This window comes from Aphanizomenon sp. UHCC 0183 (genome assembly GCF_009712065.1).
GTDB lineage: Bacteria > Cyanobacteriota > Cyanobacteriia > Cyanobacteriales > Nostocaceae > Dolichospermum > Dolichospermum heterosporum.
In genome coordinates this window covers 1-15,515 of record NZ_VILC01000041.1, presented here as the reverse complement: position 1 = coordinate 15,515, position 15,515 = coordinate 1, and the positions used below count along the sequence as shown (strand labels likewise).

The window sequence follows — 15,515 nt, the reverse complement described above, 5'->3', positions numbered from 1 at the left end:
GGTTGGGATGAGTTTATGGAAGTTGTTGAATATCCTGATTATCAGCAAGGAAGATTTTATTTTTATCAAAATTACATGAGGGTAGAAATGTCACCAGTTGGTTCAATTCATGGAAACAATAATAATGTGAAGCTAAGTAGTGAGACAGAATTAATTACACAATGTCATTGCGAAGGGAACGAAGTGAAATGAAGCAATCGCAAGGGTTGTGATTGCTTCCTTTCGCTCGCAATGACTGTAAATATTTTTGTCCAATTACTTATTCAATGTAGTTTAACTCAAGATGATGGTGAGGTTAATCGCTGGTTGTTGCAAATTTTTAGTTAATTTGTTTTACGCAAAATTAGGAGGTAAATGTTATGATTGCTAATTTTGAGAAAAGTTATATGAGTCCTCTGGAGTATTTGGAATGGGAGGAACAGCAAGATATTAAATATGAATATATCAATGGTGAAGTTTTTGCTATGACTGGGGGAACTATTCCCCATACTACTATTGCTTTAAATTTGGCTTCTGGGTTAAAAAATCATTTGCGTGGGGGTAAATGTCGTCCTTTTATGGCAGATGCTAAAGTGGGTATATCGGAAAATGGTCTGTTTCATTATCCTGATGTCATGGTAAGTTCTGATGAACGGGATAAACAAGCTATTAAGTTTATTCAATTTCCTTGCTTAATTGTTGAGGTGCTTTCTCCGAGTACGGAAGCTTATGATAGGGGGGGGAAAGTTTCAGCAGTATAGACGGATTGAATCTTTGCAAGAATATGTTTTAATTAGTGCTGATAAAATCGGTTTGGATTGTTTTCGCTTAAATGATAGGGGTTTATGGGAGTTACATCCTTTTGTTGAGGGTGATAATGTACATTTAGTTAGTCTTGATTTTACTTTTCCTCTTTTTTTGGTTTATGAGGATGTTTTTTGATTTTTTGTTTCGCGCAAGTTATGAAGGAATGAACCACGTTCGCGTAGCGTCCCGAAGGGATAGAAGCGAAGGACACGAAGGAAAGAAGGTTTCAAAGATATTTTGCGTGATTCTGATGGATTTTTTTATCACGCAGAGTCGCAGAGGCGCAAAGAAAAGTGTGAGAGTGTGGTATTAGTTAGTTAGGTTTGGTTTATGATGTTAAGGGTGTATATTTTATAATTATGGCGGCAAATAGAATAAAAATTGCTCAAGATAAGGCTGAGTTGGTCAAATCGTTACTAGCGTCTAAAGAAACACCGGGAGTTTTCCAAACTTATGTGGAGGTGATGATATTTGCAGCAGCATTAGGAGTAAAGTATAAAAAAAGTGTTCCTTTAGGAGATACTACAAAAAGAGAGCCTTCTCCAATTCCACAAGAAAATTTTGCTTCACTGGGTTATGACAAAATTATCAAATTATTAGGAATTGTTGAGACAAGTGATATCCAAATACTTGCTTCTAGAGAAGATGAATATGAGGATAAACGGACTCAAGTATTTGAAGAGTATGCTAATGGGGGATTAGAAATATTACAAACTGAATTACGCGGAATTGTTGATTATGAAATACAATTTCTATTGATTTTAAGAAAAGCAATAGATTATCAAGAAAATAATATAGAAGGAGAATTTAATTTAACTAGATTTTTAAAATAATCCATTTTGTTTGTGTTTTTTACCAAGTAGTGAAATATGAATAATCTTCGTTTTTATTGTGAAAAGTTTTCTAAGTTAAGAGTAAGTAATAGCCGAAAACGTGGTAATGCTCAATATAAACCAATATTAGTTTTAACCGTAATTGATTTGATTATGAGAGGAGTTATTACCAATAATCAAATTTTTGTCTCAGATGAATTAATTCAAGCTTTTAATAAATATTGGAATGTTATTGGCTCACAATCTTATAAAGGGGGTTTACACTATCCATTTTTTCATCTGCAAAATGAGGGATTTTGGCACGTAGAAATTAAAGCAGGTTTTAATAATTTACAACCAAAAACAACTAACCAATTAAAACAGGCTGTTGAATACGCATATTTAGACAGTGAATTATTTAACTATTTACAAGATGAATCTTCTCGCAAAGAATTAATTGATGCACTTGTAGCTGCTTTTTTCTCGGATAATGAAGATGAAATTGAGGAATTTCTACAAATTAATCAAACATTTCAAGATTATCCAGAAGTAGAAAAACTAGATGATATTGGAAATTTACCCAACAACCCTCAATGGAGTTTAAAAAAAACACTAATTAGAAATGCTTTCTTTAGAAAAGCGGTTGTTTCTGTATATGATTGTCAATGCGCTCTTTGTGGGTTGAAAGTTACTAAAACTGGTAATCAAAATATTGTTGACGGCGCACATATAAAGCCATTTTCTGCTTTTTATGACAGTAGAATACATAACGGAATAGCACTTTGTAAAAATCATCATTGGGCTTTTGATAGGGGTTGGTTTGCTGTTGATGATAAATACAAAATAATCGTTAGTAAAGAATTAGAAGAAGTATCTCCCCACGCTAGAACAATAACAGAATTTCATGGGGAAATACTTATATTACCGAAAGTGGAGAAATATTTTCCAGATATTGAAGCTTTGCAATGGCATCGTGATCATATATTTCAGCCATAATTATAAAATAACAGGAAGTCCTACCTCCTGCGGTTTTACTAACTTACCATCAAAACCTATAGTTTGTTCTTCCATTGTCCTAGCATTAGCTAAAGCTTTACGTAAAGCAGTAACTTCCATTTTTTCAGTCATTCCTCCCAACATATAAATAAATAACTTCACAGCTAAATCTTTTCCTACTACCTGTACCCGCTTTTTATTGGGGTCATATAAAACCCCATACCATAAAGATTGAGGATATTCCATATTACTAAAACCCCCTTGACGGTCAAATTTCTCCAACTTCTTAAAAATATCCGTCAAAGCAAAATCTTTTTTAAATACCAAAGTTCCCAAAGCTTGCGCTAAAGCAACTTGAGAAACTGGACGAAATAACATATTTCCCTCACCTCCGTCTTTCTCAAAATGGAAGCGCCGCAAAACAGTTGTATCTTCGTGTTCCAATATTTTATAACTGGGAAGATTCGCTAAATTATCAAAAAGTAGCCTAAAATCGGCAATTCCTTCCTGAATTTCTTCATTTTCTGGACGCATGGGAATCAACCCTTTTTCCAAAGGTTTCCAGTGGGGGAACTTTTGCCCCAAATACCTTTCGGACATATCTTGTAAGGCTTGTAGCGTCGTCAAAACCGTAGAATTAGCGGCTACTGTGGCACTATTCCAATTAACACGGGGATTGCGATTGGGTTTTTGTTCTAAAAGTGGATGTGTAACCGCAATTTTTCGCGCTACAATAGCAAAACCATCATCTTCATTTAATTGTGCTAACTGACCTTTAGTTAAAGGTGCAGCCATCAAATTCACATGAACAAAAATTGATCTTACCCGTCGTTTTGCTTCTGTATGAGTTTCCCCAGTATTTACAGCACAAATAAATTCAATGCCAATTTTTTCTTTAGATAAATTTTGTAAATAAGCAGGTTCTACTTGATATTTATCAACCAAATCAGATAGAGTAATAAAACTTTCGTCAGCAGTTTTATCCTTTTTATAACGTTGCAGTTTACCAGATTTAATTAACTCCATTAAACCTTGGACACCCATTAATCTATGCTGACCATCTAAAGCATAAATTGTCACATTGTCTTCAGAAATATTCAGTAAACCGACTTTACCATCTTTATCTAAAGGTATAAAATCAGTAGTCGCTTTTTTAGCCCGTCCTTGACTATCCCACTGCGCTGCTTTGGGGTTATCTACCCAAGGTTGATTAATTACTACCAACACAGCCGGAAATTTATGGTTTTTTCTCGCTGCTAAATATTGTACTAACGGTGCTTGACGCGACCAATCAATAGGACGTTGTTGAATGTCATCAATACTATCAGCATCAATTTCAATATTCTCTGTCTCTGGGTTGTACTTTTTTTGCAGCAGGGGTAAACCAGAGGCAAAATGTACCCGTCCCGCGAACCATTCCAATGTCACAGAACCTATATAAGCCTCAGTACCACCCATTTCTGTCTTTTGGACAAGAATTTGGTCTTTCTTCTCTAAAAACCTGTCTAGCAGTAAAGCTAATACCTGTTTATCCTGATTTTCTCGTTCTAAATACTCGTTAGCGAGTTGATTATTTAGTGTATCTGTACTATCATTCATGTTAATTTTTGAAAACTTGGTGACTAACTCTTGCTTTATTGTCCAAAAAGATGGATACTAAGGATGCGATTTTTAAAAATATGCTGCACGCCTAGCTTAGATTTATTTATATACTAGATGATTTCATGCCCCCAAAGGGAAGTATTGATTCTATGTTCATGTATCCACAGGTAAGGAAAAATGACTACAACACAACAGCCAGAAAATAAAAATCAGCCGAATCGTACTGTACCAGAGTTAGTGGAGTATATCCAAGCTTTGACGACAGAAATTCAAGAATTGTATTGTTTAGATGAAATACCTTGGGTAGTAGGCTATTCAGGTGGAAAAGACAGCACTGCTACTTTACAACTTATTTGGAATGCAATTTCTGGACTTCCAGCGGAAAAAAGAACTAAACCAATTCATGTAATTACAACAGATACAGGGGTAGAAAATCCCTATGTTTCTGCTTGGGTAAAAAGTTCATTAAAACAAATGGAAGTAGCGGCTGAAGAGCAAAAAATGCCAATACAACCTCATTTACTACAACCAGAAACTAAACAAACATATTGGGCAGGTTTAATTGGTAAAGGCTACCCAGCGCCACGCAATAAATTCCGCTGGTGTACTGGACGGCTAAAAATTGAGCCTTCTAATCTTTTTATTCGTGACGTTGTGAGAGCTAATGGTGAAACAATTGTTATTTTAGGAACTCGCAAGACTGAAAGCATAACTCGCGGTTTGATTATGATAAAACGTGAAATAGGTCGAGTCAGAGAGCGCCTTTGTCCTCATCCTAATTTAATAAATTCTTTACTTTACACACCTATTGAAGATTGGCGAACTGATGAAGTTTGGATGTATTTAATGCAGTTTTCAAATCCTTGGGGATATAGCAATAAAGATTTATTTACTATGTATAGAGGTGCAACAGCAGATAATGAATGTCCTTTAGTTGTTGATACTTCTACTCCTAGCTGTGGTAGTTCTCGCTTTGGTTGCTGGGTTTGTACATTAGTTAATAGTGATAAATCTATGCAAGCAATGATTCAAAATGATGAAGAAAAAGAATGGTTACAACCATTAGTTGATTTTCGTGCTGAATTAGATGTTGACCGTGACCGCGAAAAAAGAGATTTTCGTCGGTTACGGGGAGAAGTTCAATTATTTGAACGTAATGTAAATGGTGAAACATCTGTTGAACCTATACATGGTCCCTATACCAAATATTGGCGAGAATATTGGCTAAGAAAATTATTAACAGCGCAAACAGAAATGCGTCGAAATGCGCCAGAAAATATGCGTGATCTTACTCTTATTTCTCAAGCTGAATTAAGTGAGATTCGCCGAATCTGGTTAGAAGAAAAACACGAATTTGATGATAGCTTACCCCGAATATATGAAGAAGTCACAGGAGAAGTATTTAAAGATCCTCGTCCTGGTGCAGATCAAAGCATACTTGGTAGTGACGAATGGGGAGTATTAGAAGAAATTTGTGAAGGTGACGGAATGCACCTAGAATTAATGGCTAGACTATTAGATACAGAAAGACAATTTAAGAAAAAAACTCGCCGTGTGGGTATCTACGAAAGCCTAGAAAAATGCTTTGATACAAGTTCTCGTTCACCAGAACAAGCGATCGCAAATGCCCATTTAAAACGGGATTTAAGACAAGCAGCATTAGAAGGTGATGTTGCGACAATTCGGGAAAAATTCAAACAATTAAGTTTAGGAGATACCGCCGAAAAACAAGAGAGTAAACCACAAACTTGGGCTAACTTCAAATATGCACAAAAGAACCCAGATGATAACCCAGACCAATAGAATATCCTCCCCACCCTCGTTCCTAGCCTCTGGCTGGGAATGCCAATTTTGAGGTTTTACCTCAACTCATTATAACCGAGGCAGAGCCTCTTGACAGCATTCCCTGTCAGAGACAGGGAACGAGATAAATATCTCCTTTCTCTCTTTCTCCGTGTCCTCTGTGCCTCTGTGGTTCGTTTAAAAAAACTAGAATACCCAACCCAAAAACCCATGATCTTCCTAGAATTAGTCCTGCAAAACTTCGGTCCTTATGCTGGTAAACAAATCATCAACCTCAACCCCAAAATTGACGAAGACAACGCCCGTCCAATTATCTTATTAGGAGGAATGAATGGCGGCGGAAAAACCACCCTCATGGATGCCATTCGCCTCGCATTATATGGACAACGCGCCCAATGTTCAACCAGGGGAAATTTGAGTTATAGTGATTTTCTCACCCAATGCGTGAATAGTAAAAGTACCCCCACAGAAAAAACCAGAATAGAATTAGTTTTTGAACATATCGAAGAAGATAGACCCATAAAATATCGGGTTGTGCGGACTTGGGAAAAAAATCCTAAAGACGGAAAAGACCATTTAGGAATATTAGGAGATGATGAAACATGGCCAATTGATTCATTGGTAAATATTTGGGATGAATATATAGAAAATATCTTACCTATAGGCATTTCCAATTTATTTCTCTTTGACGGTGAACAAGTTAAAGAACTTGCAGAACAGGAAATACCGCCGCCCATAGTTGTAGATGCGATTAACGGACTTTTGGGTTTAGAATTAGCCGATAAATTAGCAATTGATTTAGAAATATTAGTAAATCGCAAAAAACGAGAATTTGCAGATACAAAAGATTTAGAAAAATTAGCAGAAATTGAAACCCGAATCCATGAAAAACAGGAAGAATACAAAAACAATCAGATAAAACTAGAAGATATAAATACTCAAGTTACAGAATTAGAAAAAATTCATGAAGAGGCTTTAGATAGATTTGTGAATGAAGGTGGTAAAATTGCTGCTGAACGTAGTCAGTTAGAACAACAAAAGGAAGAGAAAATTAAAGTTGCTAATAACGTTCGTGAATCTTTGTGTGAACTAGCTGCTGATGTTTTACCTTTAGCCTTAATTAGTCCTTTATTATCTCAAGTGCAAAGACAGGGAGAAAAAGAACTGAAAACTCAACAAATTCAATTAGCGAAAGATGTCTTAATTGCTAGAGATGAAAGATTATTGAATTGGCTACAACAATTAAATCTAGAAAATAATAAAGTTACTAATATTCAATCTTTTTTAGCTGAAGATATCAATAACTTATATACTAATAACTTATCCACAGAAAATAATTGGTTAAATGGAGATGAAGAAAGTTTAAGTTTACTTGACAATATAACTTATCGTTTACAGGTTTCCCAAAACACCGCCCAAAAGCAATTAGATGAATTAACTAATTATGAAGAAGAAATCCTCACCTTAGAAAGACAAGTACAAACTGCGGCTGCACCGGAAGAATATACAAAACTACAAAAAGCAGTAAAAGCAGCACAAACTGAATTTAATAAAATTAAATCTCAGTCAGACATAATGACTCAAAAACTGATAGAATTAGATACAGAAACCAAAAAATTGAGACAAGAACTAAATGAATATACTGTACAAAATATCAAATATCAAAATAGTGAACATATTATTGATTCTGCATTAAAAGTTCAACAAACATTAAAAGTATTTCGAGAAAGATTGACTTTGAGAAAATTGAATAAATTAGAAGAAGAAGTCAAAAACTGTTTTCTATATTTATTACATAAATCAGACCTAGTACATCGCATAGCTATTGATAGTAAAACCTTCGGCTTATCATTATATGATTTAAACGGAAAACAAGTCCCCAAACATCGGCTTTCCGCCGGTGAAAAACAACTATTAGCGATCGCATTTTTGTGGGGATTAGCCAAAGTATCAGGAAGACGCTTACCTATCGCCATAGACACCCCATTAGGAAGACTAGACTCCTCCCACCGCAACAACCTAGTAGAAAGATACTTTCCCTCAGCCAGCCATCAAGTAATCCTCCTTTCCACCGACACCGAAATCGGCAAAAAAGAATATCAAAACCTCCAAGAAACCGAAGCCATAGCCCGCGAATACCTACTCCAATATAACTCCAACAAAAGAGAAACCACAATCAAACCTGGTTATTTTTGGTAAAATGTTATTTAGTATTTCATGGATTTAAATATGACAATTCCTCTACTACCAACTTTACATAATTTACCTGCTACCTTACCCTTAGAAGGTGCTGTCACAATCGAGTTACAAGAAGGAACACCTATCTTTCGTGCTTCTAGTAATGTCCAGAATCGCATTGAAACATTACTTTTTAAACAACAAAATTCTCAACTCACACCAGAAGAAGAACAAGAATTAGATAGTTATGAAGAAATAGATGATTATCTGAGTTTTCTAAATCGCATAGTCCGTAATCTAGCCCACAATCAAAATAAACAAACTATATAAAATTAGCAAATTTCAAACTTCTGATTTATTTCTTCCTTTGCGTCTTTGCGCCTTTGCGTGAGACTTAAATTTATTATCACCAATCACCAAAATCATGGAATCACCAATAGAAAGAATCAAACTCTCCCAAACAGCCAAAGAACAACTCCTCAAACTTAAACGCAGCACAAAAATCGAACAATGGAACATATTATGTCGGTGGGCGTTTTGTCGTTCCCTCACAGAAGCCGCAGCACCATCCCCCGTACCTATCCCCCAAGATAGTAACGTCGAAATGACATGGCGGGTTTTCGGGGGAGAAATGTCCGATATTTTACTTTTAGCACTAAAACAAAGATGCTACAACGACGGCTTAGATACAGATAGAGAAACCCTGATTACGCAATTTCGCTTACATTTACATCGAGGTATTGGTTACTTAGCCGGAGATCAGAATATTAAGAAAATTGAAGATCTAATTGAACAGGCTACAAAGAACGTAAAATCCTGATTTTGCACCGTCTAGTAGAAATGACAAGATAACTCTTATGAAAGAAATTCAAGCACTCAGACAGGCCTTCCAAAGCCAGAAAATGGGTGCTTTATTATTACTAGGTTTTGCATCAGGTTTACCACTATTCCTGACGAGTAGAACCCTACAACTATGGATGCAAGATGCCAAAGTTGATATTGCCAAAATCACCTTATTTGGGTTATTAAGTTTACCTTATTCCTTAAAATTTCTCTGGTCGCCCCTATTAGATAGATTTACACCACCATTGCTAGGTGGCAGAAGAGGTTGGTTAATTATGACCCAAATTGGGTTAGTATTAGCGATCGCTGCCCTTGCCCTTCAACAACCAGCCCAAAGCGAACAAGTATTACAAATCCTCGCCATCAATTGCCTGATTATTACCTTCCTCAGCGCCACCCAGGACATCGCTGGTGATGCCTACCGTACCGACATTTTAAACCCCCTAGAGGCGCAACCAGGGGCATCTGTGTGGGTATTAGGCTACCGGATCGCCCTATTTATTACCAGTTCCCTCGCCTTAGTGTTAGCAGATTATCTACCTTGGAATGTCGTATATTTGCTCATGGCAGTGATTATGGCGGGAAGTATATTTACTACTTTGTGGTCGCCCGCAGAACACAAACTACAAAATAAAACACAACTAGCCCCCATTTCTGGCAAAGACGTGATTTTTATAGTCATGATCACGTTACTAGTAGCAGGGTTAATAGCTGGCGTTTTTGTCGGCTTCATTCCCCAACCTGTATTTTATTGGTTATTAGCAGGATTATTAGTAGCTTGGATAACTGCATCCGTATTATTACCAAACTCCCTATTAAATGAAGTTAGCGAAGATAGTCCGCCTGAAAACTTACAAACAGCTATTTTCCTACCCTTTAAAGAATTTTTTCACCGCTTTGGCATCAAACAAGCCAGCTTAACACTCAGTTTTATTCTCCTCTATAAACTAGGTGATTCCCTCGTCGGCATTACAGCCAACTTATTTTTACGAGAAATAGACTTTACAAAAACCGAAATCGGCGCAATCCAAGCCGGAATGGGATTTCTTGCCACCACCGTCGGCGTATTAGCTGGGGGTGTAATCATGACCAAAATTAACTTAAATCGCAGTTTGTGGGTATTTGGAGCGCTGCAATTACTCAGTAACTTGGGTTATTATGCCCTAGCTGTGGCTAATAAAAAAGATTATTCCCTACTAGTCATCGCCGTAAACATCGAAAACTTCTCTGCTGGATTAGTCACAGTCGCTACAGTTGCCTTTTTAATGAGTCTCTGTAACCACCGATTCACAACCACCCAGTTTGCTTTATTCTCCAGCCTCATGGCCATTAGTCGAGACGTACTTTCCGCCCCCGCAGGTAGTTGGGCTACAGCCACAGGTTGGCCGACATTTTTCTTACTCTCTCTTGTAGCGGCGTTACCTGGTTTGCTACTATTACCTATTGTTGCCCCTTGGCATCCCAAGGTATTGGCAACCACCAGACCAGGACTACAAGAAGAAGATATATGGGAACACAAGTAGTTATTCTTGTCGGTACATTCGTTCTAATAGTTACAGGTCTATTACTGGGCTATGTCCTCTCACAATTAGTTCTGCAAAATCTGGCTTTTAATTTCCTCACACTCCTGGGAACTATCAGCCTGATCCTAATTTTTGGGACACTTTATTACGTCCTATTTTGGCAACTGCGACGCGAACCCCTGCAAGCACTCAATCCCAGCATCCCCAACCAACCAGATGAAGAAGTGACCGGCAACTACCTCAAAAATCGCCTCATCGCTAGATTATCTGGAGACGTAGCGGCGGCGGAAAGACTAATTGAACAAGCCAAACAAACCGTTCCAGGAATGCCCGAAAATTGGTACTGTGAAAAAGTCTTAAATGAATTAGACCAGGATCAGCCTTAATATTAGGGCAGAAAAAGACAAATTCATTTTGCTTAGTGCAAGTTGGCTAATTTATTCTTGAGAATTCGCTAGAATTGATACTGTTGCTATTTATTCATAAACAAAAACATGGCTATTTTTCGTCAATATATTGCCCCTTTGATTGCAGTGTTGATATTTACCCTGGCTTTGGTAGCAGTCAGCGCTCGCATCTTTTTACCCTCGGATATGGTAGCTCCCGCTCCCATTGGCATGATCATTAGGTAATTGAGGCATAAGTCTATTTTGAATTTCATTCCCGGCTATTCTCTTCGTCAAGGTTCTACCCTCGATAAAGCCCTCTTGGTCAAGTTCATGCAGCGCACTTACCAAGAACAATTCCCTAATCAAGACTTTTCCCACTTAGCACATACAGTTGAGCAATACTTCTGTCGTGATACCCCCTTATGGTGGGTCTATGAAGAGGTAGGGGAGATAGGAGAGGTAGGGGAGGTGGGGGAGGTAGGGGCGGTAGGGGAGGAAATTCTTCACCAATTACCAATCACCGATTACCAATCACCCGTAGCTTGTTTATGGGTGGGGAATGCTATAGATCAGGTTAGTGGCGATCGCCATCCGTACATCTTTCTCCTGTACGTCATCCCAGAATATAGGCGCAAAGGCATTGGTAAAGGATTAATGGCTTATGTAGAAAATTGGGCTACACAAAAACGTGATGTCTCCGGCAAGCCCAGCTATCGCCAAATTGGACTACAAGTATTTCTCTCCAACACACCCGCATTAAATCTTTATCATCAACTTGGTTATCAAGAACAATCCCTCTGGATGGTAAAATCACTCTAATTAGGGAACAGGGAACAGGTTACAGTTGAATAATTATGTACGACGAATACGAACTAAGCCTACTCGATGCTGAAGTTGAGCTAGAAAGCCCATTAGATAAAATAGAACCACTTACTGATGAGTCAGAAGTGGAAAAACCTGATGCGGAATTAATGCTGGTACTCTTAGAAAACACCCAGCCTCAACAACGGATGTTAGCAGCGCGTGCTTTTTGTGATATTCAAGATGAACGAGCAACACCTCATCTCATCCATCTTTTAACAGATAATTGTCCCCTAGTGCGAGTTAGTGCTGCTTATGGTATCGGACGTAACCCAGCCAAAGAAGCCGTAGAACCATTAATTATGCAACTCAACCGCGATTTTAATGGTTATGTTCGCAAAGGCATAGTCTGGGCTTTAGGTAATTGCCGCGATCGCCGTTCCTTAGCACCCCTCACTAATGCCCTGAGAACCGATATTCCCGCCGTCCGTCTCTGGGCAGCCAGCGCCCTAGCACAGATGACAGAAGTAGGTTATGAAGCCATCGTCGGCGCAATTCCCGCCCTAATTGAAGCCTTAGTTACAGACCCCATCGCCGCTGTACGAAGTAACTCCGCTTGGACAATTGGCCAGCTTTGTAAAGAACTACCATCTAACGTCGTCTATGCCACAGCTATAGACGCATTAATCCAAGCTTTTGCCGAAGATAAAGACTTAGGAGTGAGAGCAGACACCAAAGCCTCACTACTGGGCGTAGGAGATCCTCGTGGTTTACAATTAATCGAAACCCTAGAACAAGAAGGATGGTTTTAGCTTAAATACCATTCCTTTGACGCATATTTAATCTTCTTTCGCCAAAACGGATGAGTCGTTCAATAGCCAGAAGACGGTTTTCCCAAACTTTAACTTGATAGAGATTGGCTTGATTTTTCCCCGGTATCTGTGAAAATTGCAATTGAACCTGGTTGAGGGCTTTTCTGGCTGTAATTAAATTAAGAGCAGACGGTACAGATGCCAGTTGATTCAACGCATCTTTTAACTCCTGATCTAATTTCTCAAACTCAGTATTGGTGATTGCAGACTTATGTAACTGACTATTTTTTTCCACCACGCGCCATTCTCTCTGCAAAGCTGCATAACGAAACGCCGCCGTGCGAAAAGGTTGACGCTGGGGTATAGGTTCGTTTTTAATTCCTTGGGTACTATTAAATATTTGTTCTAGTTCAGGATGAAAATTTTCCGCTGCAAACAACGCATAACCGTTCACTGGCAAGTCTCGCAAAAGTTGCAATTGATCAAATGCACCCATAGTTGGTAATGACTTCAGACGGATTCCTGGAACTAATAGGGTAGCACCTAATTTTGTAGAAGTAATCCACGGTTGAGCTAATCCTTGAAACCGAGGTGTATCCAAAGCATAGGTCATCGGCACAATTAAATCTATATCTCCTCTTCTTGCCCATACTTCCCAATGTTGCTGAATTTTTTCTACGCGTTCATATTCTGGTAAGGGAAAAACAGCTACTGACAAAATCAGGGTGTTTCGTTTTTGTCGCAAGGTCTGTGATAATTCAGCCACAAAGCTATCCACCTTTTGGGTGCGGAATGCTGTCCATTGTTGCCACAAATCCCGTTGACTGGGAGAAATATCCAAGGGGTCAATACCAGTCTGCTGTTTAAATTGCTCCCTTGCAGCTTTACCATAACCATAGCTACGACCAACAAGAGAGTCTTGAAAAGGATAACGAATATAATCCAAATGAATACCATCTACTTGATAGCGAGTAACAATTTCGGTATATAATTTAGTTAAATATTCTCTTACCTGGGGATTAGCTGGATCTAAAAAAGGTTTAGTTTGACCAATGGGAATAATATTACCTCGATTGTCATAATTAGCCCAATCGGGATTTGCGGCTAATACTGGTCCCAAATAATCAGGACTAACATTAATAATTTCATTATGACGGTTATTTCCAGCGGCGAATACCCACACCCAAGCGTGCAATTCCATTCCCCGTGCATGAGCTAGTTTCACCGCACTCTCTAGGGGGTCCCAGTCACGAATCAGGGGGTTTTGTTGAGGTGCTACCTGACTAGGATAAATGGGATAACTGGCATTGACGGTTTCCAAAAAAATGGTATTAATTCCGGCTTTTGCTAGTTTATCAAAAATTTTGGCTAATTCGACTTCATTGCCGGCTTTGACAATAGTGCCTCTATCTAACCACATTGCCCGAATTTCTGGTTGTGCTAATCGTTGATTGACGGGAAATTGCTGCCATAGATTTGCTTTAGCTTGTAACCATTTCTGTCTAACTGTTACATAGTTTTTTTGTTGAATTAATAAGGGGATACTTTTAACTGTTTCTCTCGCTTGTACTAATGTTTCTGCTAAGTTTGATGCTGATGTTTCTGGGTTGGAAGATGCTGTTTTGATTGATTCTGCTTTTTCCAGTGGGGAATTAGTGCCATTATTGTTGATATTTTTGGCAGAATTATAAGCTAATGCTGCTATATGGGTACTTTCTAATCTACCAATCAGATTTTCTAATTCTTTTTGCAGGGCTATACCTTCTTTTTGATTAATCGGCTGATTAGAATTAGGTATAACATCTAAGCGGACATTTTCTTCTAGTTGATTAATTGGATCAATAAAATTTTCATTAGTAATTTTAGAAACTACTAATGATCCTGTATTTTTTGGATTTGGTTGTAATTGGGAAGTAACAGTTATTTTTGTAGCAGGTTTTAGCCGGGAAATAACTGTGGTTTTTTTAGCAATCTTTTTAGCAGGTTTTACATGAGAAGTAATGGTGGTTTTTTTAAGAGGTTTGGATTGGGAGGTAAGGGTGCTTTTTTTGAAGATTTTTTTGGTGGGTTTTGACTTGGAGGTAGCAATGGGTTTTTTGGGAATTTTTTTAGGAGGTGGGGATTCGGAAGCAATCGGTAATTTTTCTAGAATTTGCGGTTGCGTGGGTTCAGTAGCTATTGTTAGCTGACAGTTTGAAGCAGGATTTGTAAGTTTACTTTTGCTATTAACTGGTAATCTTAAATAACGATTTAAGGATGCTTTTAACCAAGCAATGTCTAATCCTACAGATGTATCTTTTCCCCAATACCAACCTAATAAGGTAGATTTTTCAGTTGTTAATATTGCTGGTGGATGATCTTGGGAGTCCCAACTTACAGGAGTTTGACTAGTAGAATTATTAGGAATAATCACACCACCTCGAATTGCACCAAATAATTCTTTTTGATTTATCCAATCAGGAATATTCGTATTTGTGGGTTGCAAATTTTCAATGGTGTTGAAGCTAAATCCCCAATAACCTCCTAGAAGTTTTCGTAATAATTGACGAACTCCTGGTGTGGATAAATTACCCACTGGTCCACTAGCTATTAAATATCCACCTTGACTTACCCATTGATCTAAGGCGATCGCCTGTTCCGTTGTCAATACCTCTACATTCGGCAAAAATAATACCGATGGTTTACCCCAATCAGTCTTATCTTTAACTTGACTCAGCGGAATCACACAATATTTCACATTTAGCTTCTGTAAGCGGTTGCTAATTCTTTGCCATTCTTCAGGATTATTCTGGCTATTAACCACACTGAATACAGGAGAATCATTAATAGCTTTTACAGGCAATACTCCCCAGATATTAAACAGGAACAAGTTAATATTTAAAATAACGAATCCGACTGTCTTTTTATTCATTTGTCAGTTGTCAGTTGTCAGTTGTCAGTTGTTAAGGATAGGAAAGAATTTTGTTAATT

At 37.9% G+C, this 15,515-nt stretch carries 14 protein-coding genes and 1 pseudogene; 13 read left to right on the top strand and 2 right to left on the bottom strand.

Annotation, left to right across the window (positions count from 1 at the left end; translation table 11 throughout):
• Window positions 1-15: 15 nt before the first annotated feature.
• The 4 genes and pseudogenes from FJR37_RS26220 to FJR37_RS15185 all read left to right on the top strand — a co-directional run bounded on the left by FJR37_RS26220 (window position 16) and on the right by FJR37_RS15185 (window position 2,594).
• The gene (locus FJR37_RS26220) at window positions 16-192 is read left to right on the top strand and encodes a hypothetical protein (protein WP_174763432.1); all 177 of its coding nucleotides are present in this window, start codon (window positions 16-18) and stop codon (window positions 190-192) included.
• Window positions 193-359: 167 nt separating this feature from the next.
• Window positions 360-921, top strand: a pseudogene (locus FJR37_RS15195) (Uma2 family endonuclease).
• Between the two features lie 224 nt (window positions 922-1,145).
• Window positions 1,146-1,619, top strand: coding sequence for a DNA phosphorothioation-associated protein 4 (locus tag FJR37_RS15190; protein WP_168466409.1), 474 nt, complete (start codon window positions 1,146-1,148; stop codon window positions 1,617-1,619).
• A 36-nt stretch (window positions 1,620-1,655) separates the two neighbouring features.
• The gene (locus FJR37_RS15185; RefSeq protein WP_168466408.1) at window positions 1,656-2,594 is read left to right on the top strand and encodes an HNH endonuclease; all 939 of its coding nucleotides are present in this window, start codon (window positions 1,656-1,658) and stop codon (window positions 2,592-2,594) included.
• On the opposite strand, the gene FJR37_RS15180 is transcribed toward FJR37_RS15185, so the two are convergent.
• Window positions 2,595-4,193, bottom strand: coding sequence for a DGQHR domain-containing protein (locus FJR37_RS15180; protein WP_168466407.1), 1,599 nt, complete (start codon window positions 4,191-4,193; stop codon window positions 2,595-2,597). It abuts the gene before it with no gap.
• Window positions 4,194-4,373: 180 nt separating this feature from the next.
• On the opposite strand from FJR37_RS15180, the gene dndC reads away from it, so the two are divergent.
• The 9 genes from dndC (at window position 4,374) to FJR37_RS15135 (ending at window position 12,545) form a co-directional block, all read left to right on the top strand.
• Window positions 4,374-5,999, top strand: a complete 1,626-nt coding sequence (gene dndC / locus FJR37_RS15175; RefSeq protein WP_168466406.1) for a DNA phosphorothioation system sulfurtransferase DndC — start codon at window positions 4,374-4,376, stop codon at window positions 5,997-5,999.
• Window positions 6,000-6,209: 210 nt separating this feature from the next.
• Complete coding sequence (gene dndD / locus FJR37_RS15170; RefSeq protein ID WP_168466421.1) at window positions 6,210-8,198, top strand: DNA sulfur modification protein DndD; 1,989 nt, start codon at window positions 6,210-6,212, stop codon at window positions 8,196-8,198.
• A gap of 30 nt (window positions 8,199-8,228) precedes the next feature.
• Entirely contained in the window at window positions 8,229-8,507 is a 279-nt protein-coding gene (locus FJR37_RS15165) for a hypothetical protein (protein ID WP_168466405.1), read from the top strand.
• Between the two features lie 94 nt (window positions 8,508-8,601).
• A complete protein-coding gene (gene dndE / locus FJR37_RS15160) occupies window positions 8,602-8,997 on the top strand; it encodes a DNA sulfur modification protein DndE (RefSeq protein WP_168466404.1) in 396 nt (131 codons plus the stop codon).
• 37 nt (window positions 8,998-9,034) lie between these two features.
• Window positions 9,035-10,543 carry an AmpG family muropeptide MFS transporter gene (locus tag FJR37_RS15155; RefSeq protein ID WP_168466403.1) on the top strand — a complete coding sequence of 503 codons (1,509 nt, stop codon included), beginning with the start codon at window positions 9,035-9,037 and terminating at the stop codon, window positions 10,541-10,543.
• Window positions 10,528-10,929 (top strand): ABC transporter permease, encoded by a 402-nt coding sequence (locus FJR37_RS15150; RefSeq protein WP_168466402.1) that lies wholly within the window; start codon window positions 10,528-10,530, stop codon window positions 10,927-10,929. The genes FJR37_RS15155 and FJR37_RS15150 overlap by 16 nt, the downstream gene beginning before the upstream one ends.
• A gap of 108 nt (window positions 10,930-11,037) precedes the next feature.
• Entirely contained in the window at window positions 11,038-11,175 is a 138-nt protein-coding gene (locus FJR37_RS15145) for a hypothetical protein (protein ID WP_168466401.1), read from the top strand.
• Window positions 11,176-11,193: 18 nt separating this feature from the next.
• Window positions 11,194-11,751, top strand: coding sequence for an N-acetyltransferase (locus FJR37_RS15140; RefSeq protein WP_168466400.1), 558 nt, complete (start codon window positions 11,194-11,196; stop codon window positions 11,749-11,751).
• A gap of 35 nt (window positions 11,752-11,786) precedes the next feature.
• On the top strand, window positions 11,787-12,545 hold the full coding sequence (locus tag FJR37_RS15135) for a HEAT repeat domain-containing protein (RefSeq protein WP_039204618.1): 759 nt from the start codon (window positions 11,787-11,789) through the stop codon (window positions 12,543-12,545).
• 1 nt (window position 12,546) lies between these two features.
• Here FJR37_RS15135 and FJR37_RS15130 read toward each other — a convergent pair whose 3' ends face one another.
• Window positions 12,547-15,456, bottom strand: a complete 2,910-nt coding sequence (locus tag FJR37_RS15130) for a family 10 glycosylhydrolase (RefSeq protein ID WP_168466399.1) — start codon at window positions 15,454-15,456, stop codon at window positions 12,547-12,549.
• Window positions 15,457-15,515: the final 59 nt, after the last annotated feature.

What these genes read in the sequence shown, in the direction of transcription:
- FJR37_RS26220 (WP_174763432.1), top strand. Translation starts at nt 16, where the DNA reads ATGGAAGTTGTTGAATATCCTGATTATCAGCAAGGAAGATTTTATTTT.
- FJR37_RS15190 (WP_168466409.1), top strand. Translation starts at nt 1,146, where the DNA reads ATGGCGGCAAATAGAATAAAAATTGCTCAAGATAAGGCTGAGTTGGTC.
- FJR37_RS15185 (WP_168466408.1), top strand. Translation starts at nt 1,656, where the DNA reads ATGAATAATCTTCGTTTTTATTGTGAAAAGTTTTCTAAGTTAAGAGTA.
- FJR37_RS15180 (WP_168466407.1), bottom strand. Translation starts at nt 4,193, where the DNA reads ATGAATGATAGTACAGATACACTAAATAATCAACTCGCTAACGAGTAT.
- dndC (WP_168466406.1), top strand. Translation starts at nt 4,374, where the DNA reads ATGACTACAACACAACAGCCAGAAAATAAAAATCAGCCGAATCGTACT.
- dndD (WP_168466421.1), top strand. Translation starts at nt 6,210, where the DNA reads ATGATCTTCCTAGAATTAGTCCTGCAAAACTTCGGTCCTTATGCTGGT.
- FJR37_RS15165 (WP_168466405.1), top strand. Translation starts at nt 8,229, where the DNA reads ATGACAATTCCTCTACTACCAACTTTACATAATTTACCTGCTACCTTA.
- dndE (WP_168466404.1), top strand. Translation starts at nt 8,602, where the DNA reads ATGGAATCACCAATAGAAAGAATCAAACTCTCCCAAACAGCCAAAGAA.
- FJR37_RS15155 (WP_168466403.1), top strand. Translation starts at nt 9,035, where the DNA reads ATGAAAGAAATTCAAGCACTCAGACAGGCCTTCCAAAGCCAGAAAATG.
- FJR37_RS15150 (WP_168466402.1), top strand. Translation starts at nt 10,528, where the DNA reads ATGGGAACACAAGTAGTTATTCTTGTCGGTACATTCGTTCTAATAGTT.
- FJR37_RS15145 (WP_168466401.1), top strand. Translation starts at nt 11,038, where the DNA reads ATGGCTATTTTTCGTCAATATATTGCCCCTTTGATTGCAGTGTTGATA.
- FJR37_RS15135 (WP_039204618.1), top strand. Translation starts at nt 11,787, where the DNA reads ATGTACGACGAATACGAACTAAGCCTACTCGATGCTGAAGTTGAGCTA.
- FJR37_RS15130 (WP_168466399.1), bottom strand. Translation starts at nt 15,456, where the DNA reads ATGAATAAAAAGACAGTCGGATTCGTTATTTTAAATATTAACTTGTTC.